This window comes from Klebsiella sp. AqSCr (genome assembly GCF_008452795.1).
Classification (GTDB): domain Bacteria; phylum Pseudomonadota; class Gammaproteobacteria; order Enterobacterales; family Enterobacteriaceae; genus Klebsiella; species Klebsiella pneumoniae.
In genome coordinates this window covers 195,547-220,731 of record NZ_MJDM01000010.1, presented here as the reverse complement: position 1 = coordinate 220,731, position 25,185 = coordinate 195,547, and the positions used below count along the sequence as shown (strand labels likewise).

Annotated in this window: 23 protein-coding genes, 1 tRNA gene and 1 pseudogene; 13 read left to right on the top strand and 12 right to left on the bottom strand. The window is 54.9% G+C overall.

What is annotated here, in order from left to right; genetic code table 11:
* From BHE81_RS28865 to nnr, 3 genes and pseudogenes are all read right to left on the bottom strand, one after another.
* Positions 1-361 (bottom strand): annotated as a pseudogene (locus tag BHE81_RS28865) (AMIN domain-containing protein); the annotation flags it as partial.
* 58 nt (positions 362-419) lie between these two features.
* Positions 420-881: a tRNA (adenosine(37)-N6)-threonylcarbamoyltransferase complex ATPase subunit type 1 TsaE gene (gene tsaE, locus BHE81_RS24875; protein ID WP_002885589.1), complete on the bottom strand. Its 462-nt coding sequence runs from the start codon at positions 879-881 to the stop codon at positions 420-422.
* Entirely contained in the window at positions 874-2,385 is a 1,512-nt protein-coding gene (gene nnr, locus BHE81_RS24870) for a bifunctional ADP-dependent NAD(P)H-hydrate dehydratase/NAD(P)H-hydrate epimerase (RefSeq protein ID WP_023302377.1), read from the bottom strand. Before nnr ends, tsaE begins: the two co-directional genes overlap by 8 nt.
* A 13-nt stretch (positions 2,386-2,398) precedes the next feature.
* Here nnr and queG point away from each other — a divergent pair, with 13 nt between their 5' ends.
* Positions 2,399-3,538 carry a tRNA epoxyqueuosine(34) reductase QueG gene (queG, locus tag BHE81_RS24865; RefSeq protein WP_004178333.1) on the top strand — a complete coding sequence of 380 codons (1,140 nt, stop codon included), beginning with the start codon at positions 2,399-2,401 and terminating at the stop codon, positions 3,536-3,538.
* 270 nt (positions 3,539-3,808) lie between these two features.
* Here the strand turns inward: queG and BHE81_RS24860 are convergent.
* A tRNA-Gly gene (locus tag BHE81_RS24860) sits at positions 3,809-3,884 on the bottom strand.
* Between the two features lie 294 nt (positions 3,885-4,178).
* On the opposite strand from BHE81_RS24860, the gene BHE81_RS24855 reads away from it, so the two are divergent.
* A complete protein-coding gene (locus BHE81_RS24855) occupies positions 4,179-4,910 on the top strand; it encodes a transporter substrate-binding domain-containing protein (RefSeq protein WP_004177719.1) in 732 nt (243 codons plus the stop codon).
* Between the two features lie 43 nt (positions 4,911-4,953).
* Here BHE81_RS24855 and orn read toward each other — a convergent pair whose 3' ends face one another.
* Positions 4,954-5,499, bottom strand: coding sequence for an oligoribonuclease (orn, locus tag BHE81_RS24850; RefSeq protein ID WP_002885538.1), 546 nt, complete (start codon positions 5,497-5,499; stop codon positions 4,954-4,956).
* A gap of 94 nt (positions 5,500-5,593) precedes the next feature.
* Between orn and rsgA the strand changes: the two genes are divergently transcribed.
* The 3 genes from rsgA to mscM all read left to right on the top strand — a co-directional run bounded on the left by rsgA (position 5,594) and on the right by mscM (position 11,131).
* Positions 5,594-6,655: a small ribosomal subunit biogenesis GTPase RsgA gene (gene rsgA, locus BHE81_RS24845; RefSeq protein WP_002885537.1), complete on the top strand. Its 1,062-nt coding sequence runs from the start codon at positions 5,594-5,596 to the stop codon at positions 6,653-6,655.
* Between the two features lie 160 nt (positions 6,656-6,815).
* Positions 6,816-7,778, top strand: coding sequence for an archaetidylserine decarboxylase (asd, locus tag BHE81_RS24840; RefSeq protein ID WP_002885536.1), 963 nt, complete (start codon positions 6,816-6,818; stop codon positions 7,776-7,778).
* A gap of 23 nt (positions 7,779-7,801) precedes the next feature.
* Positions 7,802-11,131, top strand: coding sequence for a miniconductance mechanosensitive channel MscM (gene mscM / locus BHE81_RS24835; protein WP_023302375.1), 3,330 nt, complete (start codon positions 7,802-7,804; stop codon positions 11,129-11,131).
* Between the two features lie 37 nt (positions 11,132-11,168).
* Here the strand turns inward: mscM and yjeM are convergent, their stop codons facing one another.
* Complete coding sequence (gene yjeM / locus BHE81_RS24830; RefSeq protein WP_110246474.1) at positions 11,169-12,671, bottom strand: glutamate/gamma-aminobutyrate family transporter YjeM; 1,503 nt, start codon at positions 12,669-12,671, stop codon at positions 11,169-11,171.
* Positions 12,672-12,854: 183 nt separating this feature from the next.
* On the bottom strand, positions 12,855-13,832 hold the full coding sequence (epmA, locus tag BHE81_RS24825) for an elongation factor P--(R)-beta-lysine ligase (RefSeq protein WP_004146714.1): 978 nt from the start codon (positions 13,830-13,832) through the stop codon (positions 12,855-12,857).
* Between the two features lie 275 nt (positions 13,833-14,107).
* Between epmA and frdA the strand changes: the two genes are divergently transcribed.
* The 5 genes from frdA to BHE81_RS24800 all read left to right on the top strand — a co-directional run bounded on the left by frdA (position 14,108) and on the right by BHE81_RS24800 (position 18,048).
* A complete protein-coding gene (frdA, locus tag BHE81_RS24820) occupies positions 14,108-15,898 on the top strand; it encodes a fumarate reductase (quinol) flavoprotein subunit (RefSeq protein WP_023302373.1) in 1,791 nt (596 codons plus the stop codon).
* Entirely contained in the window at positions 15,891-16,625 is a 735-nt protein-coding gene (gene frdB, locus BHE81_RS24815; RefSeq protein ID WP_004177729.1) for a fumarate reductase iron-sulfur protein, read from the top strand. Before frdA ends, frdB begins: the two co-directional genes overlap by 8 nt.
* 10 nt (positions 16,626-16,635) lie before the next feature.
* The gene (gene frdC / locus BHE81_RS24810; RefSeq protein ID WP_002885530.1) at positions 16,636-17,031 is read left to right on the top strand and encodes a fumarate reductase subunit FrdC; all 396 of its coding nucleotides are present in this window, start codon (positions 16,636-16,638) and stop codon (positions 17,029-17,031) included.
* A gap of 10 nt (positions 17,032-17,041) precedes the next feature.
* On the top strand, positions 17,042-17,401 hold the full coding sequence (frdD, locus tag BHE81_RS24805; protein ID WP_149888844.1) for a fumarate reductase subunit FrdD: 360 nt from the start codon (positions 17,042-17,044) through the stop codon (positions 17,399-17,401).
* Positions 17,402-17,514: 113 nt separating this feature from the next.
* On the top strand, positions 17,515-18,048 hold the full coding sequence (locus BHE81_RS24800; RefSeq protein ID WP_023302372.1) for a lipocalin family protein: 534 nt from the start codon (positions 17,515-17,517) through the stop codon (positions 18,046-18,048).
* Here the strand turns inward: BHE81_RS24800 and sugE are convergent.
* The 4 genes from sugE to efp all read right to left on the bottom strand — a co-directional run bounded on the left by sugE (position 18,045) and on the right by efp (position 19,583).
* Positions 18,045-18,362, bottom strand: a complete 318-nt coding sequence (sugE, locus tag BHE81_RS24795; protein WP_002885521.1) for a quaternary ammonium compound efflux SMR transporter SugE — start codon at positions 18,360-18,362, stop codon at positions 18,045-18,047. The genes BHE81_RS24800 and sugE overlap by 4 nt on opposite strands.
* A 143-nt stretch (positions 18,363-18,505) precedes the next feature.
* Complete coding sequence (gene ecnB, locus BHE81_RS24790; protein WP_002885518.1) at positions 18,506-18,652, bottom strand: lipoprotein toxin entericidin B; 147 nt, start codon at positions 18,650-18,652, stop codon at positions 18,506-18,508.
* A gap of 159 nt (positions 18,653-18,811) precedes the next feature.
* A complete protein-coding gene (locus BHE81_RS24785) occupies positions 18,812-18,943 on the bottom strand; it encodes an entericidin A/B family lipoprotein (protein ID WP_002885511.1) in 132 nt (43 codons plus the stop codon).
* A gap of 73 nt (positions 18,944-19,016) precedes the next feature.
* The gene (gene efp / locus BHE81_RS24780; protein ID WP_002885506.1) at positions 19,017-19,583 is read right to left on the bottom strand and encodes an elongation factor P; all 567 of its coding nucleotides are present in this window, start codon (positions 19,581-19,583) and stop codon (positions 19,017-19,019) included.
* 41 nt (positions 19,584-19,624) lie between these two features.
* On the opposite strand from efp, the gene epmB reads away from it, so the two are divergent.
* Positions 19,625-20,653, top strand: coding sequence for an EF-P beta-lysylation protein EpmB (gene epmB / locus BHE81_RS24775; RefSeq protein ID WP_002885500.1), 1,029 nt, complete (start codon positions 19,625-19,627; stop codon positions 20,651-20,653).
* A gap of 160 nt (positions 20,654-20,813) precedes the next feature.
* Here the strand turns inward: epmB and BHE81_RS24770 are convergent, their stop codons facing one another.
* Positions 20,814-21,389, bottom strand: coding sequence for a winged helix-turn-helix domain-containing protein (locus tag BHE81_RS24770; RefSeq protein ID WP_004186619.1), 576 nt, complete (start codon positions 21,387-21,389; stop codon positions 20,814-20,816).
* A 378-nt stretch (positions 21,390-21,767) separates the two neighbouring features.
* On the opposite strand from BHE81_RS24770, the gene BHE81_RS24765 reads away from it, so the two are divergent.
* Entirely contained in the window at positions 21,768-23,054 is a 1,287-nt protein-coding gene (locus tag BHE81_RS24765) for an HlyD family secretion protein (RefSeq protein WP_023302371.1), read from the top strand.
* Positions 23,047-25,167, top strand: a complete 2,121-nt coding sequence (locus BHE81_RS24760; RefSeq protein ID WP_023343012.1) for a peptidase domain-containing ABC transporter — start codon at positions 23,047-23,049, stop codon at positions 25,165-25,167. Before BHE81_RS24765 ends, BHE81_RS24760 begins: the two co-directional genes overlap by 8 nt.
* Positions 25,168-25,185 lie beyond the last annotated feature (18 nt).

Below are 25,185 nucleotides of genomic sequence, written 5' to 3'. Positions count from 1 at the left end.
GAGGCGGCGGCGGCGGCGCGTCGGCGTTGATGGTAAAGACCACCGTGTAATTCGCCCCGTTCTGTTGCTTCACCGCCCGGGTTTTGCCATCTTCCGTCAGATCCACCAGCAGACGCAGCGTCTGCGTATCCTGCGGCGTGCCGGCGCGAATACTCTTCACCAGGTTGCTGCCGCTAAACTGCAGCGGTAGTCCCTGCAATACGCCGGTCTGCTTGATATCCAGCGCCACCAGACGTTTACCCTGTGGGGTAAAGGAGTACTCCGGCTCACCGACAAAGCTTAGGGTAATACGGGCCTGCTGGTCTCCGTTAGAGACCTGGATATCGGATAAACTCGCCGCAGTGGCGTGAAGACTCGACAGCATCAGCGCAGCGGCAAGCCAGGTGGTTATGCGATACTTCATCCCGTCATCCTTCAGGCTAAAAGGCTAAACGCGCCAGTAAAGATTCACCCCGTGAGGAGATCGCGGTAATACGCGCCTCACGCCCTTGTGCCTGGTAATCAAGGTGAATTTCAACATCCGGGTCAGGCAGGACACCTGCGCCTTGCTGCGGCCATTCCACCAGGCAGATGGCATCGTCGGCAAAATAATCACGGATCCCCATAAATTCGAGTTCCTCAGGATCCGCCAGACGGTAAAGATCGAAGTGATACACCATCAGGTTCTCGAGGGTATAGGGCTCCACCAGGGTATAAGTTGGGCTTTTGACATTGCCGCGGTGACCGAGCGCCTGCAAAAAGCCGCGACTGAAGGTCGTTTTCCCCGCGCCTAAATCACCATACAGATAAATCACGGTGGCGCCGGTACAGGCCTGCGCGATGCGGTCGCCAAGGGCCAGCGTGGCCTGCTCATCGGGTAAAGGAATCACTCGGTTAATCATGGTCTACGTCAATCACATCCGGGTTAACAACACGCCTGAGCGTGGAAAAGAGATCGGTCGCCAGCATGCCGCGGGTGCCCTCGCGGGCGGCCAGTCGGTCGGCGGCATCGCCATGAGCGACGCACCCGGCACAGGCAGCATCATACGGCGTCAGGTGCTGTCCTAACAACGCGGCGATGATGCCGGTGAGCACATCGCCCATCCCGCCGCTGGCCATCCCGGCATTGCCGGCATCGATAATGCCCATCGCCCCGCTTTCACTGGCCACCACCGTGCCCGCGCCTTTCAGCACAACCACGCCGCCATACCGTTTTACCAGACGCTGCGCAGAAAGTAAGCGATCGCTTTCAATTTCTGCCACGCTGACGTTCAGCAGACGGGCCGCTTCGCCGGGGTGCGGCGTTAGCACGCGATTGTGACGTTTATCGGGATTGAATGCCAGCAGGTTCAGCGCGTCGGCGTCCCAGACCATCGGTTTGTTAAAACTTTCCACCGTGCGCAGGGCGCTGCGCCCCCATTCGCGCTGCCCCAGGCCAGGGCCAATCGCCACCACATCAGCCCACTCCAGCGCGGCTTTCAGAGTCTGCGGCGTCAGTTCATCTACCATTAATTCCGGCCGCACGGTGACAATGGGCGCCACGTTCTCCGGGTGAGTAAGTACTCGCACCAGTCCCACGCCGCTGCGTAGGGCCGCTTCACCGCACATACGGATAGCGCCTGCCGTGCCGCGATCGCCGCCGACAATCACCAGTTTACCGTGATCGCCTTTATGGGAGGTGGCCCGCCGCGGCGGAAGCCAGTCGGCGAGGTGGGCGGCGCAAAACCGCGTCAGAGGAGTGCTTTGTCCGGCGAGCCAGCGTTCGAGCCCCAGCGCATGATGGTGGAGTTGCCCGACGACATCCCGCGCCTTGCCGGTCAGCAGCCCCGGCTTGAGGGCGATAAAGGTCAGCGTATGGTCGGCCTGTACCACTGCACCTGGCGTCGCGCCCGTCTGCGCATTCAGGCCGGAAGGGATATCCAGCGCCACCACCGGCGCCGGGTGGTGGTTCGCCTGGTGGATGAGCGCCGCAACGGGATCGCGCGGCGCACTGCGCAGACCGGTGCCGAGCAGGCCATCAATAATCAGTGAGATATCGTCGGGCCATGGGATAGTCGCCGCATGGATCACACCGCCGGCGTTAAGCCACGCCTCCCGCGCCGCCTGCGCCTCTTCCGGCAGCGGGCTGTCACTCTCCACCGCCAGCAGCGTCACCCGCCGCCCCGCGGCCTGTGCCAGACGCGCAACGACATATCCGTCGCCGCCGTTGTTGCCATGTCCGCAGAGGATCAGCCAGTGCGCGCTGGCAGGATAAGCACAGCTGGCCAGCTGGAACGCCGCCTCGCCCGCGCGCTGCATGAGTTCGAACAGCGTCAGCCCCAGGCTGTCCGCCGCCTCTCGTTCGGCCAGGCGCAGCGCCTCCGCAGGCCAAATGTTGTATGGTATACTGTCAGGGTTTTTCGTCATTGTATGGTCCATCATGTCACAGCCCCTCGATCTCGTTCAGTTAGCGCAACAAATCAAACAATGGGGCACAGAGCTTGGGTTCCAGCAGGTGGGGATCGCCGATACCGACCTCAGCGCCAGTGAACCCAAACTGCAGGCATGGCTGGATAAACAATACCACGGCGAAATGGAATGGATGGCCCGTCACGGTATGATGCGCGCCCGTCCCCACGAACTGCTGCCCGGTACGTTACGCGTCATCAGCGTGCGGATGAACTATCTGCCCGCTAACGCCGCCTTTGCCCGCACCCTGAAAGATCCCACGCTGGGTTACGTCAGCCGTTATGCCCTCGGGCGTGATTATCATAAGCTGCTACGTAATCGCCTGAAAAAGCTGGGGGAGAAGATTCAGGAACAGTGTGCTTCGCTCAATTTTAGACCTTTTGTCGATTCCGCGCCTATCCTGGAACGGCCAATCGCAGAAAAAGCGGGCCTTGGCTGGACAGGTAAGCACTCACTAATATTAAGCCGCGACGCCGGATCGTTCTTTTTCCTCGGCGAACTGCTGATTGATCTGCCCCTGCCGGTCGACAGCCCGGTTGCGGAGGAGTGTGGGCGCTGCGTCGCCTGCATGACCATCTGTCCCACCGGGGCCATCGTTGAGCCCTATACCGTCGACGCCCGGCGCTGCATCTCCTATCTCACCATTGAACTGGAAGGTGCAATCCCCGAGGAGTTCCGTCCACTAATCGGCAACCGTATTTACGGTTGTGATGATTGTCAGCTGATCTGCCCGTGGAACCGTTTCTCACAGCTCACCGATGAAGAGGATTTCAGCCCACGCAAAGCGCTGCATGCCCCGCCGCTGGTGGAGCTGTTCGCCTGGAGCGAAGCGTGGTTTCTGAAGGTGACCGAAGGGTCGGCGATTCGTCGCATTGGCCACCTGCGCTGGCTGCGCAATATCGCCGTCGCGTTGGGCAATGCGCCCTGGGATGAAGCCCATCTTCGCGCCCTGGAGAGCCGCCGGGGCGAGCACCCGCTTCTCGACGAACACATTGAGTGGGCGATTGCCCAGCAACTGAAAAAGCGGAACGCCGACGCCGTTGAAGTACAGCTGCCGAAAAAATTACGTCTGGTCAGAGTGGTAGAGAAAGGCTTGCCGCGCGACGCCTGATTCATTCACAGGCTGTGAATAAAATCTAAAACACATTGCGTTTCAAGGCGCAGACCAAGGTCAAGTGATCGGATTAACATTTTGAAATGAAATTTATTTGTTAAATTTCAATCACATACAAAGATACTATTTACAAAGCGAAGCATTTGCGCCGCCAGTGACGGAACGACAACCTGTGGATAACTCTGTTCACAGTATTTCTGCGGACCAAACGAAAATCATCCCCGGCGCTGGATTGCACTGTGGATAAATAAGAGATGGAAGAAAATTTGGAGCGGGAAACGAGACTCGAACTCGCGACCCCGACCTTGGCAAGGTCGTGCTCTACCAACTGAGCTATTCCCGCGTTACTGCATTTTTTGCCATATTTCGATGGCGTCGTAATTTGCATTTCTGCGTCGTTACGGGAGGCGTATTATACGAGAATTCGATGCCCCTGCAACCCCCTGACGATCACTTTTTTGCGTTTTTTGTTTAAATGGACATTTTCTCGCCATCTACGCCGCTGAATTGTATAAATAAGCGTCATAACGGGCAAAATCGCTTTTTCCGCCCGGCTGAATGACGCAAAATCGCTCGCATCATACAGCGGTGGCGCGACGTATAACGAGGCCACCCCGACGCCAAACAGGGAATTAGCATGAGAAAAGTCCTCACCGTCCTGCTGCTGAGCACGCTGGCCATCGGAACCGCGTCAGCCGAGACGCTCCATTTTGGCACCACCACGGCCAATCCACCGTTTGTCACCGCCAACGGCAAAAATCAGCCCGTTGGCTTCGATATCGATCTCGCGCACGCCCTGTGCCAGCAGATGCAGGCGCAGTGCCAGTTCACGGCGCAGCGTTTCGATACCCTGATCCCGGCTTTACGCTTTAAGAAATTTGACGCGGTGATTGCCGGCATGGAAGTGATCCCGATGCGTGAGAAGCAGGTCGCCTTCAGCCGACCCTATCGCCAGGCGCTCTCCGGGGTAGTGATCGTCAACAAAGATGTCGCCCATACCTTTGCCGATCTGAAGGCTAAAAAAGTCGGCGTGGTGAAAGGCACGCTGCATCAGCGCTACCTGCGTGATAAACAGAAAGCCGTACAGGCTGTCCCTTACGACGATGTCGCCAGCGCCCTGGCCGCGCTGAAAGCCGGGCAAATAACCGGCGTCATGGGCGACTTCGCCACCCTCGACGCCTGGCAGCAGGAGAACCCTGACTACGCCATCATGGATGAACGGGCCACCGACCCGGCTTATTACGGTAAGCAGTATGCGATTGCGGTGCGCAAAGACGATCCGGAGCTGCTGAACGCCATCAACGATGCCCTGGCCGCGGTCATGGCGACACCTGACTTCCAGCAGATGCAGCAGAAGTGGTTTAAATAACGCAGAAAAGTGTACCGGGCCGCGCACAGGGCCCGGTCGCGGTTTACAGCTTAATGAAGTGTTCGCGGTAGTAAGCCAGCTCGGCGACCGACTCGCGGATATCGTCCATCGCCTGATGAGTGCCCTGCTTTTTAAAACCGTCGAGAATTTCCGGCTTCCAGCGGCGCGCCAGCTCTTTCAGCGTGCTAACGTCCAGATAGCGATAGTGGAAATAGGCTTCCAGTTGCGGCATGTACTTAAACAGGAAGCGACGATCCTGGCCGATACTGTTGCCGCAGATCGGCGACTTGCCCGCCGGCACCCACTGCTTAAGAAACTCAATGGTCGCCAGTTCGGCATCGTGCTCGCTGACAGTGCTGGCCTTTACGCGATCCACCAGACCGCTGCCGGTATGCGTCCGCACATTCCACTCGTCCATTAATGCCAGCTGAGCGTCCGACTGATGCACCGCGATGGTCGGGCCCTCAGCCAGAATGTTCAGGTTGGCATCGGTCACCAGGGTGGCGATTTCGATAATGCGATCGCGCTCCGGATCCAGCCCTGTCATCTCAAGATCGATCCAAATGAGGTTGTTTTCATTTGCACTCATGCTATTTTCCACCCTTCTCGCGTGACTATATTCATCTAAAATAGCGTGTATCATAGAGGTTTTGCCCCATCAGGGCGACCAGGAGCCAGTTCGATTGAGTAAAAATAAACTCTCCAAAGGCCAGCAGCGCCGCGTCAAAGCCAACCACCAGCGCCGTCTGAAAACCACTGCGGAGAAGGCCGACTACGATGACAACCTGTTTGGCGAAACGTCGGAAGGCATTGTCATCAGTCGCTTTGGTATGCATGCCGACGTCGAATCCGCTGACGGCAGCGTGCATCGCTGCAATATCCGCCGGACGATCCGCTCGCTGGTCACCGGCGACCGCGTGGTCTGGCGGCCGGGTAAAGACGCCGCCGACGGCGTAAGCGTCAAAGGGATCGTCGAGGCGGTGCACGATCGCGCCTCCGTCCTGACGCGTCCGGATTTTTACGACGGCGTGAAGCCTATCGCCGCCAATATCGACCAGATCGTGGTGGTTTCCGCGATCCTGCCTGAGCTGTCGCTGAATATTATCGATCGCTATCTGGTGGCCTGCGAAGCGCAGGATATCGAGCCGCTCATTGTGCTGAATAAAATCGATCTGCTGGATGATGATGGTCTGCGCTTCGTCAATGAGCAAATGGATATCTACCGCAACATCGGTTACCGCGTGCTGCTGGTTTCCAGTCGGACTCAGGACGGCCTTAAGCCGCTGGAAGCGGCCCTGACCGACCGCATCAGTATCTTCGCCGGGCAGTCCGGGGTCGGTAAATCGAGCCTGCTGAACGCCCTGCTCGGGTTGAGCGAGGATCAGATCCTCACCAATGATGTCTCGGACGTTTCCGGCTTAGGTCAACACACCACCACCGCGGCACGCCTCTACCACTTCCCGCACGGCGGCGATGTGATTGATTCACCGGGGGTACGTGAGTTCGGCCTGTGGCATCTGGAAGCGGAACAAATCACCAACGGCTTTGTCGAATTCCATGATTATTTAGGCCGTTGCAAATATCGCGACTGTAAACACGATACCGATCCTGGCTGTGCGCTTCGCGAAGCGGTAGAGAACGGCAAGATCGCCGAAAGCCGTTTTGAGAACTACCACCGCATCCTGGAAAGCATGGCGCAGGTACAGGTAAAAACGCGTAAAAACTTTTCCTCGTCCGATGACTGATCATTAAGCTGAGCATCACGTAAGGCGCTGCCGGGCAGCGATGATGACGCAGCTTACGCGGATGCCATTTGGCGAGTTTTACGTATAGAATCGTCCCCTTTTTTCAGGTCCCCGCCCGCAGGCGGGGTCAGGAACGACATATCATGGCCTGGAGGCTACTTTGTTAAACGATCTTAAACTTTCACTGCAATACATTCTGCCTAAACTGTGGCTCACCCGCCTCGCAGGCTGGGGTGCGAGCAAACGCGCAGGTTGGCTGACGAAGCTGGTCATCGATCTGTTCGTGAAATACTACAAGGTCGATATGAAAGAGGCGCAGAAGCCGGATACCGCGGCTTATCGCACCTTCAACGATTTCTTCGTGCGCCCGCTGCGCGACGACGTTCGCCCGCTGAATACCGATCCAAACGTGCTGGTGATGCCGGCCGATGGCGTGATCAGCCAGCTTGGCGCCATTGAGAACGATAAAATCCTGCAGGCTAAGGGTCATGACTACAGTCTGGAAGCCCTGCTGGCCGGCAACTATCAGATGGCCGACCTGTTCCGTAACGGCAGCTTCGCCACCACCTACCTGTCGCCGCGCGACTATCACCGCGTACACATGCCGTGCAACGGCATCCTGCGCGAAATGATCTACGTTCCTGGCGACCTGTTCTCTGTTAACCACTTGACGGCGCAGAACGTGCCGAACCTGTTCGCCCGTAACGAGCGCGTCATCTGCCTGTTTGATACTGAGTTTGGCCCGATGGCGCAAATTCTGGTGGGCGCAACTATCGTCGGCAGCATCGAGACCGTGTGGTCCGGCACCGTGACCCCGCCGCGCGAAGGCATTATTAAACGCTGGACCTGGCCCGCTGGCGACAACGAAGGCTCCATCGCCTTGCTGAAAGGCCAGGAGATGGGCCGCTTCAAACTGGGTTCCACCGTGATCAACCTGTTTGCCCCGGGCCAGGTGAAGCTGGTCGACACGCTGCAAAGCCTGTCCGTGACCAAGATCGGCCAACCGCTGGCGACAGCAGTGGAAGCGACCGCCGCCGCTGAACCCGCGCCGTTACCGGAAGAAGAGATCCGCGCCGAACACCGCGCCAGCCCGCTGGTTGACGATAAACAAGACCAAGGTTAATTCTTCAGCAAAAGGGTTATGCCGTGCGCCTGATATACACTTTCCTGTTGGCCTTGAGCCTCAGTTTCGGGGCGTACGCTGCGACAGCCCCGGATGCTAAACAGATAACCCAGGAACTGGAACAGGCGAAGGCGGCAAAGCCCGCCCAGCCTGAAACCGTTGAAGTTCTGCAGTCCGCGCTGAACGCGCTTGAGGAGCGAAAATCATCCCTCGAGCGCGCCCGTCAGTATCAGGACGTTATCGACAATTTCCCCAAACTGTTTCAAAGCCTGCGTGCCCAGCTCAATAATCTGAGCGAAGAGCCGCGCCAGGTGCCAACCGGCCTGACCGCCGATGCGCTGAACCAGGAGATCCTGCAGGTCAGCAGCCAGCTGCTGGAATCGAGCCGCCAGGCGCAGCAGGAGCAGGATCGCGCGCGTGAAATCGCCGACTCCCTGAACCAGCTGCCGCAGCAGCAAACCGATGCCCGTCGTCAGCTCAATGAGGTTGAGCGCCGCATCGGCACGCAAACCGGCAACAATGCTCTCGCCCAGGCGCAAAATCTTGCTCTGCAGGCGGAATCAGCGCGTCTGAAGGCGCTGGTGGATGAACTCGACCTCGCCCAGCTCTCCGCCAACAACCGCCAGGAGCTGTCGCGCGCCCGTTCCGAGCTGGCGCAAAAACAGAGCGAGCAGCTGGATGCCTATCTGCAGGCGCTGCGCAATCTGCAAAACAGCCAGCGCCAGCGGGAGGCGGAAAAGGCGCTGGAGAGTACCGAACTGCTGGCGGAGAACAGTGAAAACCTGCCGCCGGACATCACCGCCCAGTTTAAGGTCAACCGTGAGCTCTCCCAGGCGCTGAACCAGCAGGCGCAGCGCATGGATCTGGTGGCGTCCCAGCAGCGGCAGGCGACGAATCAAACGCTGCAGGTGCGCCAGGCGTTAAACACTCTGCGCGAGCAGTCGCAGTGGCTGGGCTCCTCCAATCTGCTGGGCGAAGCCCTGCGCGCCCAGGTGGCGCGGCTGCCGGAGCGCCCTCGCCCGCAGCAGCTGGATACGGAAATGGCGCAGCTGCGCGTGCAGCGTCTGCGCTTTGAAGATTTGCTGAGTAAGCAGCCGCAGCTGCGGCAGATCCGCCAGGCCGACGGCGAACCGCTTACCAGCGAGCAGAACAAGATCCTGCAGGCGCAGCTGCGCACGCAGAACGAGCTGCTGAACTCGCTGCTGCGCGGCGGCGACACCCTGATGCTGGAGCTCACCAAGCTGAAGGTCGCCAACGGCCAGCTGGAAGACGCGCTGAAAGAGATCAACGAAGCCACCCACCGCTATCTGTTCTGGACTTCGGACGTCAGCCCCATCGGCTTCTCCTGGCCGCTGGAGATCGTCCAGGATCTGCGGCGCCTGATCTCCCTGGATACCATCAGCGAACTGGGTAAAGCCATCGCGATGATGCTCACCAGCAAAGAGACCCTGCTACCGCTGTTTGCCGCCCTGCTGCTGGTTGGCTTTAGCATCAGCTCGCGGCGCCATTTCACCCGCTTTCTCGAGCGCTCCAGCGCCCGGGTGGGGAAAGTCACCCAGGATCACTTCTGGCTGACGCTGCGCACGGTCTTCTGGTCGATACTGGTGGCCTCGCCGCTGCCGGTGCTGTGGATGACGCTCGGCTATGGTCTGCAGTCCGCCTGGCCGTTCCCGCTGGCGGTGGCGATTGGCGATGGAGTCACCGCGACGGTGCCTCTGCTGTGGGTGGTGATGATCTGCGCCACCTTCGCCCGGCCAAACGGGCTGTTTATCGCCCACTTCGGCTGGCCGCGTAGCCGCGTGGCGAAGGCGATGCGCTACTACCTGATGAGCATCGGGCTGATTGTGCCGCTGATTATGGCGCTGATCATGTTCGATAATCTTAACGACCGCGAATTCTCCGCTTCGCTGGGCCGACTGTGCTTCCTGCTGATCTGCGGCGCGCTGGCGGTGGTCACCCTGAGCCTTAAGCACGCCGGTATTCCGCTCTATCTGGATAAAGAGGGGAATGGCGACAATATGGTGAACCGCCTGCTGTGGAACCTGATGCTTGGCGCCCCGCTGGTGGCCATGCTGGCGGCCGCCGTCGGCTACCTCGCCACCGCCCAGGCGCTGCTTGCGCGTCTGGAAACCTCGGTCGCCATCTGGTTCCTGCTGCTGGTGGTCTATCACATCATCCGCCGCTGGATGCTGATCCAGCGCCGCCGGCTGGCCTTCGACCGGGCCCGCCATCGTCGCGCGGAAATTCTCGCTCAGCGCGCCCGCGGCGAAGATGAGCCCGTTCACGTCAGCAGCCCGGAAGGGTCGGTGGAGACGGAGGTCAGCGAGGTCGACCTCGATGCCATCAGTACCCAGTCGCTGCGGCTTGTCCGCTCCCTGCTGATGCTGATCGCGCTGCTATCGGTCATCGTGCTGTGGTCGGAAATTCACTCGGCGTTTGGCTTCCTTGAGAATATCTCGCTGTGGGACGTGACCTCGACGGTACAAGGGGTGGAAAGCCTTGAGCCTATTACGCTTGGCGCGGTGTTGATTGCCATTCTGGTGCTGATCATCACCACTCAGCTGGTACGCAACCTGCCCGCGCTGCTGGAACTGGCGATCCTCCAGCATCTCGATTTAACCCCCGGCACCGGCTACGCCATCACCACCATCACTAAGTATCTGCTGATGCTGGTCGGCGGGCTGGTGGGCTTCTCGATGATCGGTATCGAGTGGTCGAAGCTGCAGTGGCTGGTCGCCGCGCTGGGTGTGGGTCTCGGGTTTGGCCTGCAGGAGATCTTCGCCAACTTTATCTCCGGCCTGATTATCCTGTTTGAGAAGCCGATCCGCATCGGCGATACGGTCACCATTCGCGACCTGACGGGCAGCGTCACCCGCATTAATACCCGTGCGACCACCATCAGCGACTGGGACCGAAAAGAGATTATCGTGCCGAACAAGGCGTTCATTACCGAACAGTTTATCAACTGGTCGCTGTCGGACTCGGTTACCCGCGTGGTGCTGACGGTGCCGGCGCCTGTGGACGCCGATACCGAAGAGGTGACGAAAATTCTCATCGCCGCGGCGCATCGCTGCTCGCTGGTCATCGATACCCCGGCGCCGGAGGCGTTTCTCGTCGACCTGCAGCAGGGGATCCAGATTTTCGAGCTACGTATTTTTGCCGCGGAGATGGGGCACCGCATGCCGCTGCGCCATGAGATGCATCAGCTGATCCTGGCGGGCTTCCGCGAGCATGGCATTGATATGCCGTTCCCTCCGTTCCAGATGCGTCTGGAAAGTATTGACGGCAGGCAAAGCAGTAAAACCATGACCTCGGCCGGAAAAACCAGCCGCCGTACGGCTGGTAGCCTGTAAACCATCCCCTGCCCGGCGGCACCGCCGGGCAGGCTCTTTAACTCTCCATCACCAGCGCGCCGGACGCCATGCGCCGACGGTAGCTTTCGTAGATCCCCAGCGCCAGCAGTGAGAAGAAGATCGGCCCACCGACCATCCACAGGGTGCTGTTCCAGTCCCCGCTGTCGATGACGGGTTGGATAATGGTGAAGATATTGGCGAAGGTCACCACCAGCAGCACCACGCCGGTCGCCAGCAGCGTCGACGGACGGTTTTTGAAGATCACGAACGGCCGGTCAAGATGGGTTTTCGCCTTGAAGAACGGGAAGGCGATGGTCAGGAACAGATAAGGCAAGGTCATAGAGACATTGGCCATCAGCGTCAGCTTGTTATAAAACGCGGAAGCGCTATCCCCACCGAACGATACCAGTACGATAAACACCCCGACCAGCAGACACTGCAGCCACATCGCCGCGGCGGGCATTCCGTTGACGTTGAGACGGGTCATCACCGACGGCCAGAGCGCTTTTGGCGTGCCCTGGATAATCGCTTTCAGGGGAGAATAGCTGAGGGTGAAGAACGCGCCGGTGTAAGCGAGAAACATCGACAGGCCGGTAATACGGGCGAACCAGACCCCGGTCAGGGCTGACGCCGCAGGGGTCAGGTGCAGGGCCTGGCCCAGCGTCGCCCCGAGGCTGGTCATCAGCACATAGGTGATGTTGCCGAGGTTGGTCGAACGCGCGCCAAGCACCTGCTGCCAGTTGGCGCTCACGCCCCACAGCACAATCGCCAGCGAGTAACCGATCGAGATAACGATCGCCGCGATGATAATACCTTTGGCAAAGTTCTTTTCCGGCTTATCGGTCTTATCCACTAAGCCGCCAACCGCCTCAATTCCGCCATAGGCAAAGATGGCAAATACCACAAACGACAGCATCGCCATGCCCGACTGATACCCGGGATTAGGCGAAAGGGTGAAGTTTAACGGCTGGGCGAAATGACCGCCGTTAAGCAGAAGGATCGCCCCGCTCACCAGCAGCAGCACCAGGTTAAGCCCCATCACCGCGATACCGCCGACGGCGGTAATTTTAGCGATTTTATTGATCCCTTTGACGGCAATAAAGGTCACCACGACCATCCAGCAGGCCGCCAGAATACCGACCGTCTGCGTCGGCGTCAGGCTACCCAGCGCCCAGGTCTGGGTTTTGTCCGTGCCAAACAAAAAAGTAGAGAGCAGGACCCAGATCTTAGCGGCGGTACTCACCATCCACACTACGTACGAGGCAAACCACATAAAGGTACCAATGAAGGCAAAGCGCGGCCCGACGCTGTGGTTCATCCAGGAATAGATCCCGCCCTCTTCGCGACGATAAGCTGAGCCCATCTCCGCCATCATCAGCGCGAACGGGATAAAGAAAAAGAGGGCGGAAAAAAGGTAAAACGGCATCGCGCTATAGCCCATCAGATAAAACGCCGATGGGCTGTTGGCAAAGCCAAATACCGAGGTGAAGATCATCAGAATCAGCCCGATCAGGCTCATCTTCTTGAGTTGTTGATGCATAAATCTATCCAAACGTGGGCATCGCCCCGACGAGCGACGCCTGACCTCATAAAAAGAGCGCGGATAGTAGCAAAATCACGGAGGGAAATTGTGGGTATTCGGGCTAAAGCCGGGGCGAGGGTGTCAGGTTCAGAGTCGTCTTTCACCTCCCCCACCCGCCGGCGGAGGGAGGTGAAAAAGCGATCAGGCGCGGTCTACCGTAAAGGCGATCACTTCGCCGATGCTTTCAGCGCCCAGCGCCAGCATGACCACGCGGTCAACGCCCAGCGCCACGCCGGAGCAGTCCGGCAGACCCGCCTCCAGCGCTGCCAGCAGGTTGTTATCGATGGGCTGCTGCGGAAGGCCGCGCGCGGCGCGTTTGCGGTTATCCTGCTCAAACCGCAGGCGCTGTTCATGGGCGTCGGTCAGCTCGTGGAAACCGTTCGCCAGCTCAATACCTTTGTAATAGACCTCAAAGCGCTCAGCGACCCGATGATCTTCCGGGCTGATCTGCGCTAAAGAGGCCTGAGTCGCCGGGAAATGATAAATGAACGTTGGTCGATCTTTGCCGATGTGCGGCTCCACGCCCATGGTGAACAGCAGCTGCAGCAGGGTATCGCGATCTTCTTCAGTATCGGCGATATTGCTCAGATCCAGCTTCGCTGCGACTTCACGCAGCTGTGCTTTATCGGCAGAGAGCGGGTCAATTTCCAGATGGCGCTGAAACGCCTGCTGATAGGAGAGACTTTCCGCCGGTTGGCACTCCAGCACCTGCTGCAGCAGATCGTCCACCTCATTGATCAGGCGATACATGTCATAGCATGGACGATACCACTCCAGCATGGTGAATTCCGGATTGTGATGACGCCCCATCTCTTCATTACGGAAGCTGCGGCACAGCTGGAAGACCGGGCCGCAACCTGCCGCCAGCAGGCGCTTCATGTGGTACTCCGGACTGGTCATCAGGTACAGGTTAAGCCCCTGAGAATGGCCCGGGCCGACGAAACGGGTTTCGAACGGGAACAAATGAATATCCGTTACCGTCGCCTGACTCATGCAAGGCGTCTCCACCTCCAGCACGCCACGATCGGTAAAGAAACGGCGGATTTCCGCCATCACCGCCGCGCGCTTCAACAGATTGGGAATGGGTGCGCTCGGCTGCCAGGTTGCCGTCTCGCTCATGGTACTTTCTCCGATTGCAAATTAAGGGCACGAAGTCTACTCGCAACCGGCGAGTGAAACAAATTTTGTGCAATCTCCGGCAGACTACATGCCATTAATCTATCGTTAACCCTGACGCATAAATACCACTGATAAATAACCGCACATATCGATAAAAAAATCGAACACGTCAATTTTCCATACTGACCCTAAGGCTATACTCCTGTACCTATAAAGGAGCAGTGATACTTTTTCGCCAGCCCGGCGGCGAAATACACTAAAACTGGAGGAATGTCGTGCAAACTTTTCAAGCCGATCTCGCCGTAATTGGCGCCGGCGGGGCAGGCCTTCGTGCCGCTATCGCCGCCGCTCAGGCCAACCCCAACGCTAAAATCGCCCTGATTTCTAAAGTCTATCCGATGCGCAGCCATACGGTCGCTGCGGAAGGGGGATCCGCAGCCGTTGCCCAGGATCACGATAGCTTTGAGTACCATTTTCACGACACCGTCGCGGGAGGCGACTGGCTGTGCGAGCAGGATGTCGTCGACTATTTTGTTCATCACTGCCCGACGGAAATGACCCAACTGGAGCAGTGGGGATGCCCATGGAGCCGCCGCCCCGACGGCAGCGTCAACGTCCGGCGCTTCGGTGGCATGAAAATCGAACGCACCTGGTTTGCCGCCGACAAAACCGGCTTCCACATGCTGCATACCCTCTTCCAGACCTCCCTTCAGTTTCCCCAAATTCAGCGCTTTGACGAACATTTCGTCCTTGACCTGCTGGTCGATGACGGGCAGGCCCGCGGCCTGGTGGCGATGAATATGATGGAAGGCACCCTGGTGCAGATCCGCGCTAACGCCGTGGTGCTGGCTACCGGCGGCGCCGGGCGCGTCTACCGCTACAACACCAACGGCGGCATCGTCACCGGTGACGGGATGGGGATGGCCCTGGGCCATGGCGTGCCGCTGCGCGACATGGAATTCGTTCAGTATCACCCGACCGGCCTGCCGGGATCCGGGATCCTGATGACCGAAGGCTGCCGCGGCGAAGGCGGGATTCTGGTCAACAAAAACGGCTACCGCTATCTGCAGGATTACGGCATGGGCCCGGAAACCCCGCTCGGCGAACCGAAGAATAAATATATGGAGCTGGGCCCACGCGACAAAGTGTCCCAGGCCTTCTGGCACGAGTGGCGGAAAGGGAACACCATCCCGACGCCGCGCGGCGACGTGGTCTACCTCGATCTCCGCCACCTCGGCGAGAAAAAACTGCTGGAGCGTCTGCCGTTTATCTGTGAACTGGCGAAAGCCTACGTCGGCGTCGATCCGGTGAAAGAGCCGATCCCGGTGCGCCCGACCGCGCACTACACCATGGGCGGTATTGAAACCGATCAGCAGTGCGAAACCCGGATCAAAGGGCTGTTTGCCGTGGGCGAATGCTCGTCCGTTGGCTTACATGGCGCCAACCGTCTGGGCTCCAACTCGCTGGCCGAGCTGGTGGTCTTCGGCCGCCTGGCCGGGGAGCAGGCCATGCAGCACGCCGCTCAGGCGGGCGAGGCAAACGGCGCCGCCCTCGATGCGCAGGCTGCCGATGTGGAGCAGCGCCTGAAAGATCTCGTCAACCAGGAAGGTAACGAAAACTGGGCGAAAATTCGCGATGAAATGGGGCTGTCGATGGAGGAAGGCTGCGGCATCTACCGCACGCCGGAGCTGATGCAGAAAACGATCGACAAGCTGGCTGAACTGCAGGAACGCTTTAAGCGCGTGCGCATTACTGATAACTCCAGCGTGTTCAATACCGATCTGCTTTACACCATTGAGCTGGGGCACGGTTTAAACGTTGCCGAATGTATGGCGCACTCGGCCATCGCCCGTAAAGAATCGCGCGGGGCGCACCAGCGTCTGGATGAAGGCTGTACCGAACGCGACGACGTCAACTTCCTCAAGCACACTCTCGCCTTCCGCGAGGCCGATGGCACTACCCGTCTGGAATATGGCGATGTGAAGATCACCACGCTGCCGCCGGCAAAACGTGTCTATGGCGCAGAAGCGGACGCGGCTGAGAAGAAGGAGACCACCCATGGCTGAGATGAAAAACCTGAAAGTCGAAGTGGTGCGCTACAATCCGGAGGTCGACACCGCACCGCACAGCGCGTTCTATGACGTGCCTTACGATGAACAGACCTCGCTGCTGGACGCGCTGGGCTACATCAAAGACAACCTGGCGCCAGACCTGAGCTACCGCTGGTCCTGCCGAATGGCAATCTGCGGTTCCTGCGGCATGATGGTCAACAAGGTGCCGAAGCTGGCCTGCAAAACCTTCCTGCGCGATTACACCAAAGGCATCAAGGTGGAGGCATTGGCCAACTTCCCGATCGAGCGCGATCTGGTGGTGGACATGACCCACTTTATCGAAAGCCTGGAAGCCATTAAGCCGTATATCATCGGCAATAACCGCACGCCTGACCAGGGGCCAAACAAGCAGACCCCGGCCCAGATGGCGAAATACCATCAGTTTTCCGGCTGCATCAACTGCGGGCTGTGCTATGCCGCCTGTCCACAGTTCGGCCTGAACCCGGAATTTATCGGCCCGGCGGCGATCACCCTCGCCCACCGTTATAACGAAGACAGCCGCGACCACGGTAAAAAGGAACGCATGGCGCAGCTTAACGGCCAGAATGGCGTCTGGACCTGCACTTTCGTGGGCTACTGCTCGGAAGTGTGTCCGAAGCACGTCGACCCGGCGGCCGCGATCCAGCAGGGCAAGGTGGAAAGCTCGAAAGACTTTCTTATCGCCACCCTGAAACCACGCTAAGGAGTGCATTATGACGACGAAACGCAAACCCTACGTGCGGCCAATGACCTCCACCTGGTGGAAAAAGCTGCCGTTTTATCGCTTCTACATGGTACGGGAAGGCACGGCGGTACCGACGGTATGGTTTAGCATTGTGCTGATTTATGGGCTATTTGCCCTCAAGCACGGCGCCGAGAGCTGGGCGGGATATATCGGATTCCTGCAAAACCCGGTGGTGGTGATCCTCAACCTGATTACCCTGGCGGCGGCGCTGCTGCACACCAAAACCTGGTTTGAGCTGGCGCCGAAAGCCGCCAACGTCATCATCAAAGGCGAAAAAATGGGGCCAGAGCCGGTCATTAAAGGGCTCTGGGTGGTGACGGCGGTGGTCACCGTGGTGATCCTGTTTGTCGCCCTGTTCTGGTAAGGAGGCTGAGATGATTAATCCCAATCCGAAACGTTCCGATGAACCCGTATTCTGGGGGCTGTTTGGCGCAGGTGGCATGTGGGGCGCGATCGTCGCGCCGGTGATGGTGCTGCTGGTCGGCATCCTGCTGCCGCTGGGGCTTGCCCCGGCCGACGCCTTCAGCTATGAGCGTGTGCTGGCTTTTGCCCAAAGCTTTATCGGCCGCGCATTCATCTTTCTGATGATTGTCCTGCCGCTGTGGTGTGGGTTGCATCGTATTCACCACGCCATGCACGATCTGAAAATCCATGTGCCAAACGGTAAATGGGTCTTCTACGGCCTGGCGGCAATCCTCAGCGTCATCATCCTCGTTGGCGTACTGTTTATCTGATCCTGCAAGAGCCCGGTCGCATTTCTGCTACCGGGCTCGCTTCATAGAAAAATCTTGCCGCCTTTTCCCTGCTGGACTCTACACTTAGCTTAAAAGCCAGCAAGGAGCATGCCATGCGTATCCTGCCGATAATTACCGCGATTGCCGTCTCGTTCCTGTCTGTCGCCTGCAGCACGCCCACCCCGCCGCCGGGCGTCACCGTGGTCAGTCCCTTCGACGTTCAGCGCTATCTGGGTACCTGGTATGAAATCGCCCGCTTTGACCACCCTTTTGAAAGCGGGCTGGAAAAAGTCACGATCGCCTGGCACCCACGTGATGACGGCGGTCTGGATGTGGTGAATAAAGGTTATAACCCCGACCGCGGCATGTGGCAGAAAACGGACGGGGTAGCGTACTTTACCGGGGAGCCCAGCCGCGCCGCGCTGAAGATTTCCTTCTTCGGCCCTTTCTACGGCAGCTATAACGTCATTGCTCTGGATAAGGAGTATCGTTACGCGCTGGTCTGCGGCCCCGATCGCGACTATCTCTGGCTGCTGGCCCGGGCGCCGACCATCGCCCCGGAGGTCAGGCAGCAGATGCTGAACATTGCCACCCGACAGGGCTTTGATGTCGGCAAACTGGTCTGGGTCAATCAGCGCTATGATTAGTGCGCGCTGATCTTCAGGCCAATGATGCCAATCACGATACAGACAAGGCTGGCGATACGCATGGCGCTGGCGGATTCCCCTAACAGCACAATACCGGTCACGGCGGCCCCCACGGCGCCGATCCCGGTCCAGACGGCGTAGGCGGTACCTACCGGTAGGGTTTTCATCGCCCATGAGAGCAGCGCCATGCTGGCCACCATCGCCACGATGGTGATAACGCTGGGAACCAGGCGGCTAAAGCCATGGGTATATTTCAGGCCGACGGCCCACACCACTTCCAGCAGGCCAGCGATAAACAAGACTATCCAGGACATAAGGCTCCTTTGCTGGGGCCGTCCCCGGATGAGAAACGCTTACGGGTCGTCCCGTAAGGTGGATGAAAAGTCGTGGTGAGTATATCCAACGGAATGAGAGAAGTGAAGAACGGTACGGCGCTAAACCGTACCGTTGACGGCGTTTATTGCTGAGCTTTGGTTGCCGCGCCAGAGATTGCGTTGCCGCCGTCTGAAATATCCTCACCGACACCGCGCGTGGTGTTACAAGCGGTCAGTGCTGAAGAGAGGACCAAAACCGTAAAGAACGCTGCAATCGTTTTTTTCACCATAATGTCATCCTTAGTGTCAGTTTTGTTTTCATGCCCTATAAGCATAGACAAACCGTCCAAAGATGAAGGGATCTTTGCGATTTTTAAGAGAAAAGGAGTATGCGTGGAGGAGGCTGACATACCGGGAGGCAAGCGCCATTAACGAAACGGCAGGGAAATTCAGCTCACAGCGTGAGAGATAGCGTGGCCCAGGCCCTGAATATCTTCACCCACACCGCGGGCGGTATTGCAGCCAGCCAACAGCGCGCTGCTCAGAAAGAGTAACACCAGGAGTTTAACGCTGCGCTTCATGTATCGTGCTCGTTGTGCCTGTACGAAAAGAGCGGCGCAGCACGGAGGCTACGCCGGTCATCATGACGCGAAATTACTTCACGCGGGATACATATTCGCCAGAGCGAGTATCCACTTTGATCACTTCGCCAATCTGAACGAACAGCGGAACTTTAACCACCGCGCCAGTAGACAGGGTCGCCGGTTTACCGCCGGTACCCGCGGTGTCGCCTTTCAGGCCTGGATCGGTTTCAATGATTTCCAGCTCAACGAAGTTCGGCGGGGTGACCGCGATCGGCTGGCCGTTCCACAGGGTCACGATGCACTCAGCCTGATCCAGCAGCCATTTAGCGTTGTCACCGATCGCTTTCGCGTCAGCAGACAGCTGCTCGAAGGTTTCGTTGTTCATGAAGTGCCAGAACTCACCGTCGTTGTACAGGTAAGTCAGGTTCATATCGACAACGTCCGCGCCTTCTGCGGAATCGGTAGATTTGAAGGTTTTCTCAACGCGGGTACCGGTCAGCAGACGGCGCAGCTTAACGCGCGCAAACGCCTGGCCTTTACCTGGTTTAACGAATTCGCTGGCTTCTACCGCATAAGGTTCGCCATCTAACATGATTTTAAGACCAGCACGAAAATCGTTGCTATAGTAAGTCGCCATAAGGCCCTCTGAAATTGTTTAACTGGTAGCTAAGCCACAAAATGGCGCATATTGTAACCCTAAATACCCCATCCAGAGAAGATTGGATAACGCAACTTGCCAATGTTGTGACCAGTCCTGATGAACTGCTGCGTCTTTTAAATGTAGACGCTGATGAAAAACTGCTGGCCGGACGCGAGGCCAGACGCCTGTTCCCGCTGCGCGTCCCGCGCGCGTTTATCGCCCGCATGGAGAAAGGCAACCCTAACGATCCACTGCTTCGTCAGGTACTTACCGCTGAGGAAGAATTTATCGTCGCCCCCGGCTACTCCACCGATCCGCTGGAAGAACAGCACAGCGTGGTGCCCGGTCTGTTGCACAAATATCGCAACCGGGCCCTGCTGCTGGTGAAAGGCGGTTGTGCGGTAAATTGTCGTTACTGCTTCCGCCGCCACTTCCCATACGCCGAAAATCAGGGCACCAGGCGCAACTGGCAGACAGCGATGGACTACATCGCGGCGCATCCGCAGCTTGATGAAATCATCTTCTCCGGCGGCGACCCGCTGATGGCAAAGGACCATGAGCTTGACTGGCTAATGACCCAGCTGGAAGCTATTCCGCACGTTAAGCGCCTGCGTATTCACAGCCGCCTGCCGATTGTGATCCCGGCGCGCATCACCGAGACGCTGGCCAGTCGCTTCCAGCGTTCGTCGCTGCAGGTAATCCTGGTTAACCACGTCAATCACGCGAATGAAATTGACGGTGAGTTTCGCGCGGCGATGGCCATGCTGCGTCAGGCGGGCGTCACGTTGCTCAACCAGAGCGTGCTGCTGCGCGGGGTGAACGACAACGCGCAAACCCTGGCCGACCTCAGCAATGCGCTGTTTGACGCCGGGGTAATGCCCTACTACTTGCATGTGCTGGATCGGGTGCAGGGGGCGGCGCACTTCATGGTCAGCGATGATGAAGCCCGTGAAATCATGCGTGAACTATTGACCCTCATCTCCGGCTATATGGTGCCGAAGCTGGCGCGCGAGATCGGCGGGGAACCCAGCAAGACGCCGCTGGATTTAGGGCTGAAGCAACGTTAGTGCTTCCGAATAAGGATAAAGCAGTAACTCTGTTTTAAAGAAGAACAATATACCCAGTCTCCAGGCGTACTGGAGGCTGGGTAATAAGAAGATTTAAATGATGATAAATGATAATGAGTATTCATTTATCCAACTTAATCCAGCTATACTTCAATAGAAATCAAAAATATTTGAAGCATAAAAAAATTATATTGATTATGGCCATTATGGCTACAATAATAAAGGTCCACCATGATAGTTGTCGTGAAGTTAACCCATTGATCCTGAAAGTTTTCCTCACGCTATTTTGTACTTCTGCATCATCAATTTTGGCTATATATTTATCATTTATTATTCGCATGCTTGCGTCGGTACTTAACGGTTGAGCACTATTGAACTCGTTCTGCAGTGTAACTTGTCGAATTACGGTTCCGGTAGCAATGACGAAGCCACGTTGTCTAACCGTAACAACAACATCCTGAGTCAGTCCCGCTCTGAGCAACGATTTCCTTAGCAAGGAGATATTTTGATAAAAAGTATTTTGCGAAACAACGACACCACGCTCTTTCCACACAGCGGATAAAAATTCATCTCGGGAAATAATGTTTCCATTACTTTCTAAAAGTAGTTGTAAACATCGGGCTGTGGGGGTATTTAACGTAATGGCTTCATGGTCTTTCCCCGCTACTGGCTGAAGCTCATTCACGTCCATATTAAAAATAACCTCATCATTAATGATGTATGAATTAAATGTCATAAAGCATTTCCATATTCTTTATTTATCGGAGAAACCAATTATTCTCGTATAATTCACAGAAAAAAACAGATGCGCCAATCCATATAAAAAACTAATCTTCTTCAGAATCCCTATGTTACCCATTAAAAATATAAATCTGAAAAATATATACGCCCATGATAAGAGCTTCACAAGCTCACGTCATTTTACGATCTAATCTCATTCAATACAAAAGAAATGTAAATTTATGCATAATTCATATGCACTTCATAGTTAAAAACAGTAAATTAATACAACGTCCGCCAAGATGTAAAGTCCAGCGGGCATGTTACAAACATCATATAATTTTCCATTACTGTCAGAAAATTATCTTCGAATCAATAACAAAAGTGGAAACTCATGGCACGAAAGCTCTATCGCAAGGAAGCGATTGAATATAAGAAATTACACTGGAAAGGAAAAGCTTTATTACTGGCAGGTATGCCAGCATGGCTTATCGTTATTCTGTCAAGTTGTTTTCTCATCGCACTCATCTCGACTCTTATCCTATGTACATTCACCCAACGTATAGATGTACGGGGGGAAGTCATCACATTACCGCATTCCGTTAACGTCTTTGCACCGCAGCAAGGCTTTGTTTTAAATCAATATGTTAAGGTCGGAGATATAGTCAAAAAAGGTCAAAAATTATATGAAATAGATATTTCTCGTAATACCACTAACGGTAATGTGAGTCTTGCTCAAACTGCCGTCATAAATGAAAAGATCATTAATGCTGAGAGCATTATTACAAAACTAATTCGCAACAAAGATGAAACATTGAATGCATTAAACACACAACTAAATACGATTAAAAAATCTCTTAGCGAAACAACCTCAATGCTTGCCAACACACAGGCAGGGTTAAATAAAATGCATCAGAATCTTTCAAGTTACGATAAGTATCTGAAAGAAGGCCTCATTACAAAAGATCAGTACAACTATCAGCACTCACTTTATTTTCAACAGCAAAGTGCGTATCAATCTCTGGTAAGCCAAAAGATGCAACTGGAATCTCAGATAACCCAGTTCACTAGTGATAAAGTCACCAAAGCGGCAGATTTTGATAATCAAATATCAAACCAACAAAATCAAATTAATGATTATAAAAATCAACTAGTTGAGTCCGATGCAAAAGGCAATGTCATCATCAAGGCGACAACGGATGGAAGAATCGAATCGCTAGCCGTAACCAAAGGGCAAATGGTTGATAATGGGAGTAGTTTGGCACAAATAAAGCCCACCGGTAATGTTGAGTACTATCTTATTTTATGGTTACCCAATAATAGTATTCCTTACGTAAAACCGGGGGATACTATCAACATCCGATACGATGCCTTTCCGGCAGATAAATTTGGTCAATTTCCAGGAGAGGTAATATCGATATCATCTATGCCTGCTTCACGACAGGAAATGTCAGAATATACTAACGTTAATAATGGCACGAATCAACAAGAGCTTGCACTATATAAAACGATTGTAAAAATCAAGCAAAAATCCTTTAGTTACAATGGAAAAACATTGTACTTATCTAATGGGTTAAAAGCCGAAGCTGTTGTTTTTCTTGAAGAGCGTCCGTTATATATGTGGATGTTTACTCCGTTTTATAAAATTTCTCAAAGTGTGAGCGGCCCAATTAATGAATAACAAACTCTTTGAAACGATTATTGCAAAGTTAAATTTTTCGCTAATTAAGAAAACACCGGTAATTTTACAATCAGAATCAGCGGAATGTGGTATCGCCAGCCTGGCAATGATCTGCGGACACTATGGATTAGATATAGACTTATTCAATTTCCGCCAACGCTTCGGCAGTCCATCGCAAGGTGCTTCACTGCTGCATTTGAGCAAAACCGCCGAGCGTGCTGGCCTTAAAAATCGCGCGCTTTCATTAGATTTAGATGAAATAAAACAGCTTAAGCTCCCTTGTATTCTCCACTGGGGAATGAATCATTATGTCGTTCTAACGAAAGTACGAAAATCTAGCTATGTTGTGCATGATCCTGCTTTGGGTAAACGTATAATTGGTTTGCAGGAGATGTCTAATAATTTCACCGGCGTGGCTCTGGAACTTTGGCCCGATCAGAACTTTCAGCAAGAAAAGGCAAAAGCACGCTTACGTTTATTAGACCTGATGCGAAACATTGTCGGATTAAAGTCTGCATTAATTAAAATCTTCGCATTCTCTGTCATAATCGAAGCCATTGGCCTTTTACTCCCCATTGGTACCCAACTGGTCACAGACCATGTCATCATGGCCCATGACCAGAGTCTGTTATCCGTCATTTGTATAGGACTGGTCTTTTTCACTCTCTTCCGTACCTTTGTCAGTATGCTAAGGGCATGGACCTCACTGACTCTCAATACTCTGACTAATATTCAATGGAAAACGACATTGTTTGATCACTTGACAAGCTTGCCGTTATCCTTTTTTGAAAAACGGCATCTTGGTGATATCCAGTCACGTTTTACTTCATTGGATACTATCCGCTCAACGTTCACTAATAGTATTGTCAGTGGCATCATTGACTCGATCATGACAATTGGTCTGTTAATTATGTTAACCCTTTACGGCGGCTGGCTAGTATGGGTGGTCGTAGGATTTACGCTTTGCTACGCCATTATGCGCCTGGCGACATACCGTTTTTACCGTCGGGTAGCAGAAGAGCAAGTCATTAAAGGAGCCCGCTCGAGCTCTCATTTCATGGAGTCACTTTATGGAATATCAACGATTAAAGCTCTTAATTTAAAAGAGCGCCGTTCGCAGCATTGGCTTAATATTAACATTGATGCATGTAATGCAGGAATTAAACAAACTCGCTTTGATATGATGTTCAGTGGCATAAACACCTTCATATCATCTATAGATCAAGTTGCTATCCTATGGTTAGGCGCCATTATGGTGATTGATAACAACATGACGTTAGGTATGTTTATGGCGTTTAACTCTTATCGTGGCCAGTTTTCTCAAAGAGCATCTAATTTGATCGATCTCTTTATGCAACTGCGGATGTTATCATTACATAACGAGAGACTATCTGAGATTGTTTTCAGCGAACCCGAGAAAGAGCTCCCAGCACGTCGAGTTTTCGATGAGAATAGTGGAGTGAAGCTGGAGATTAAAAATCTCAGTTATCAATATGACCCGTTCTCGCAACCTATTTTTTCTAACTTTAACCTGCAGGTTGAGCCAGGAGAATCTATTGCGCTTGTTGGACCTTCAGGGGTCGGTAAAACGACTTTACTGAAAGTGATGTGTGGTTTGTTATCTCCAACGTCAGGTGAGGTAATTGCCGATAATCTTGACATTTATAAAATAGGGCTTAATAACTACCGACTGGGGACAGCATGTGTCCTGCAAGAAGATCGTCTTTTTTCAGGGTCAATTAGCGATAATATCAGCGGATTTGAAGATAATGCGGATGAAGAATTAATTGTTGAGTGTGCTCGACGCAGTAATATTCATGATGAAATTATGAAAATGCCAATGGGTTATGAAACAATGATAGGTGAGTTAGGGCTGGGTATTTCAGGTGGGCAAAAACAAAGACTCTTAATTGCCAGAGCGCTTTACCGCAAGCCGAGCATTTTGTTTATGGATGAAGCAACAAGTCATCTTGATTTGAAGAATGAGTCTGCCATAAACCAATCTATTGCCAGTTTAAGTATAACTCGAATCATTGTCGCGCATCGTCCTTCAACGATAGCGTCTGCAGACCGGATAATTGATCTTTCTCAATATGGAAAGCAAGCATCATAAACTGAATAATGGAAAAGG

Bases quoted from the DNA above. Each gene is read 5' to 3' on its own strand.
- tsaE (WP_002885589.1), bottom strand. From the start codon at position 881: ATGATTAACCGAGTGATTCCTTTACCCGATGAGCAGGCCACGCTGGCC.
- nnr (WP_023302377.1), bottom strand. From the start codon at position 2,385: ATGACGAAAAACCCTGACAGTATACCATACAACATTTGGCCTGCGGAG.
- queG (WP_004178333.1), top strand. From the start codon at position 2,399: ATGTCACAGCCCCTCGATCTCGTTCAGTTAGCGCAACAAATCAAACAA.
- BHE81_RS24855 (WP_004177719.1), top strand. From the start codon at position 4,179: ATGAGAAAAGTCCTCACCGTCCTGCTGCTGAGCACGCTGGCCATCGGA.
- orn (WP_002885538.1), bottom strand. From the start codon at position 5,499: ATGAGTGCAAATGAAAACAACCTCATTTGGATCGATCTTGAGATGACA.
- yjeM (WP_110246474.1), bottom strand. From the start codon at position 12,671: ATGCATCAACAACTCAAGAAGATGAGCCTGATCGGGCTGATTCTGATG.
- epmA (WP_004146714.1), bottom strand. From the start codon at position 13,832: ATGAGCGAGACGGCAACCTGGCAGCCGAGCGCACCCATTCCCAATCTG.
- frdB (WP_004177729.1), top strand. From the start codon at position 15,891: ATGGCTGAGATGAAAAACCTGAAAGTCGAAGTGGTGCGCTACAATCCG.
- frdC (WP_002885530.1), top strand. From the start codon at position 16,636: ATGACGACGAAACGCAAACCCTACGTGCGGCCAATGACCTCCACCTGG.
- frdD (WP_149888844.1), top strand. From the start codon at position 17,042: ATGATTAATCCCAATCCGAAACGTTCCGATGAACCCGTATTCTGGGGG.
- BHE81_RS24800 (WP_023302372.1), top strand. From the start codon at position 17,515: ATGCGTATCCTGCCGATAATTACCGCGATTGCCGTCTCGTTCCTGTCT.
- sugE (WP_002885521.1), bottom strand. From the start codon at position 18,362: ATGTCCTGGATAGTCTTGTTTATCGCTGGCCTGCTGGAAGTGGTGTGG.
- ecnB (WP_002885518.1), bottom strand. From the start codon at position 18,652: ATGGTGAAAAAAACGATTGCAGCGTTCTTTACGGTTTTGGTCCTCTCT.
- BHE81_RS24785 (WP_002885511.1), bottom strand. From the start codon at position 18,943: ATGAAGCGCAGCGTTAAACTCCTGGTGTTACTCTTTCTGAGCAGCGCG.
- efp (WP_002885506.1), bottom strand. From the start codon at position 19,583: ATGGCGACTTACTATAGCAACGATTTTCGTGCTGGTCTTAAAATCATG.
- epmB (WP_002885500.1), top strand. From the start codon at position 19,625: ATGGCGCATATTGTAACCCTAAATACCCCATCCAGAGAAGATTGGATA.
- BHE81_RS24770 (WP_004186619.1), bottom strand. From the start codon at position 21,389: ATGACATTTAATTCATACATCATTAATGATGAGGTTATTTTTAATATG.
- BHE81_RS24765 (WP_023302371.1), top strand. From the start codon at position 21,768: ATGGCACGAAAGCTCTATCGCAAGGAAGCGATTGAATATAAGAAATTA.
- BHE81_RS24760 (WP_023343012.1), top strand. From the start codon at position 23,047: ATGAATAACAAACTCTTTGAAACGATTATTGCAAAGTTAAATTTTTCG.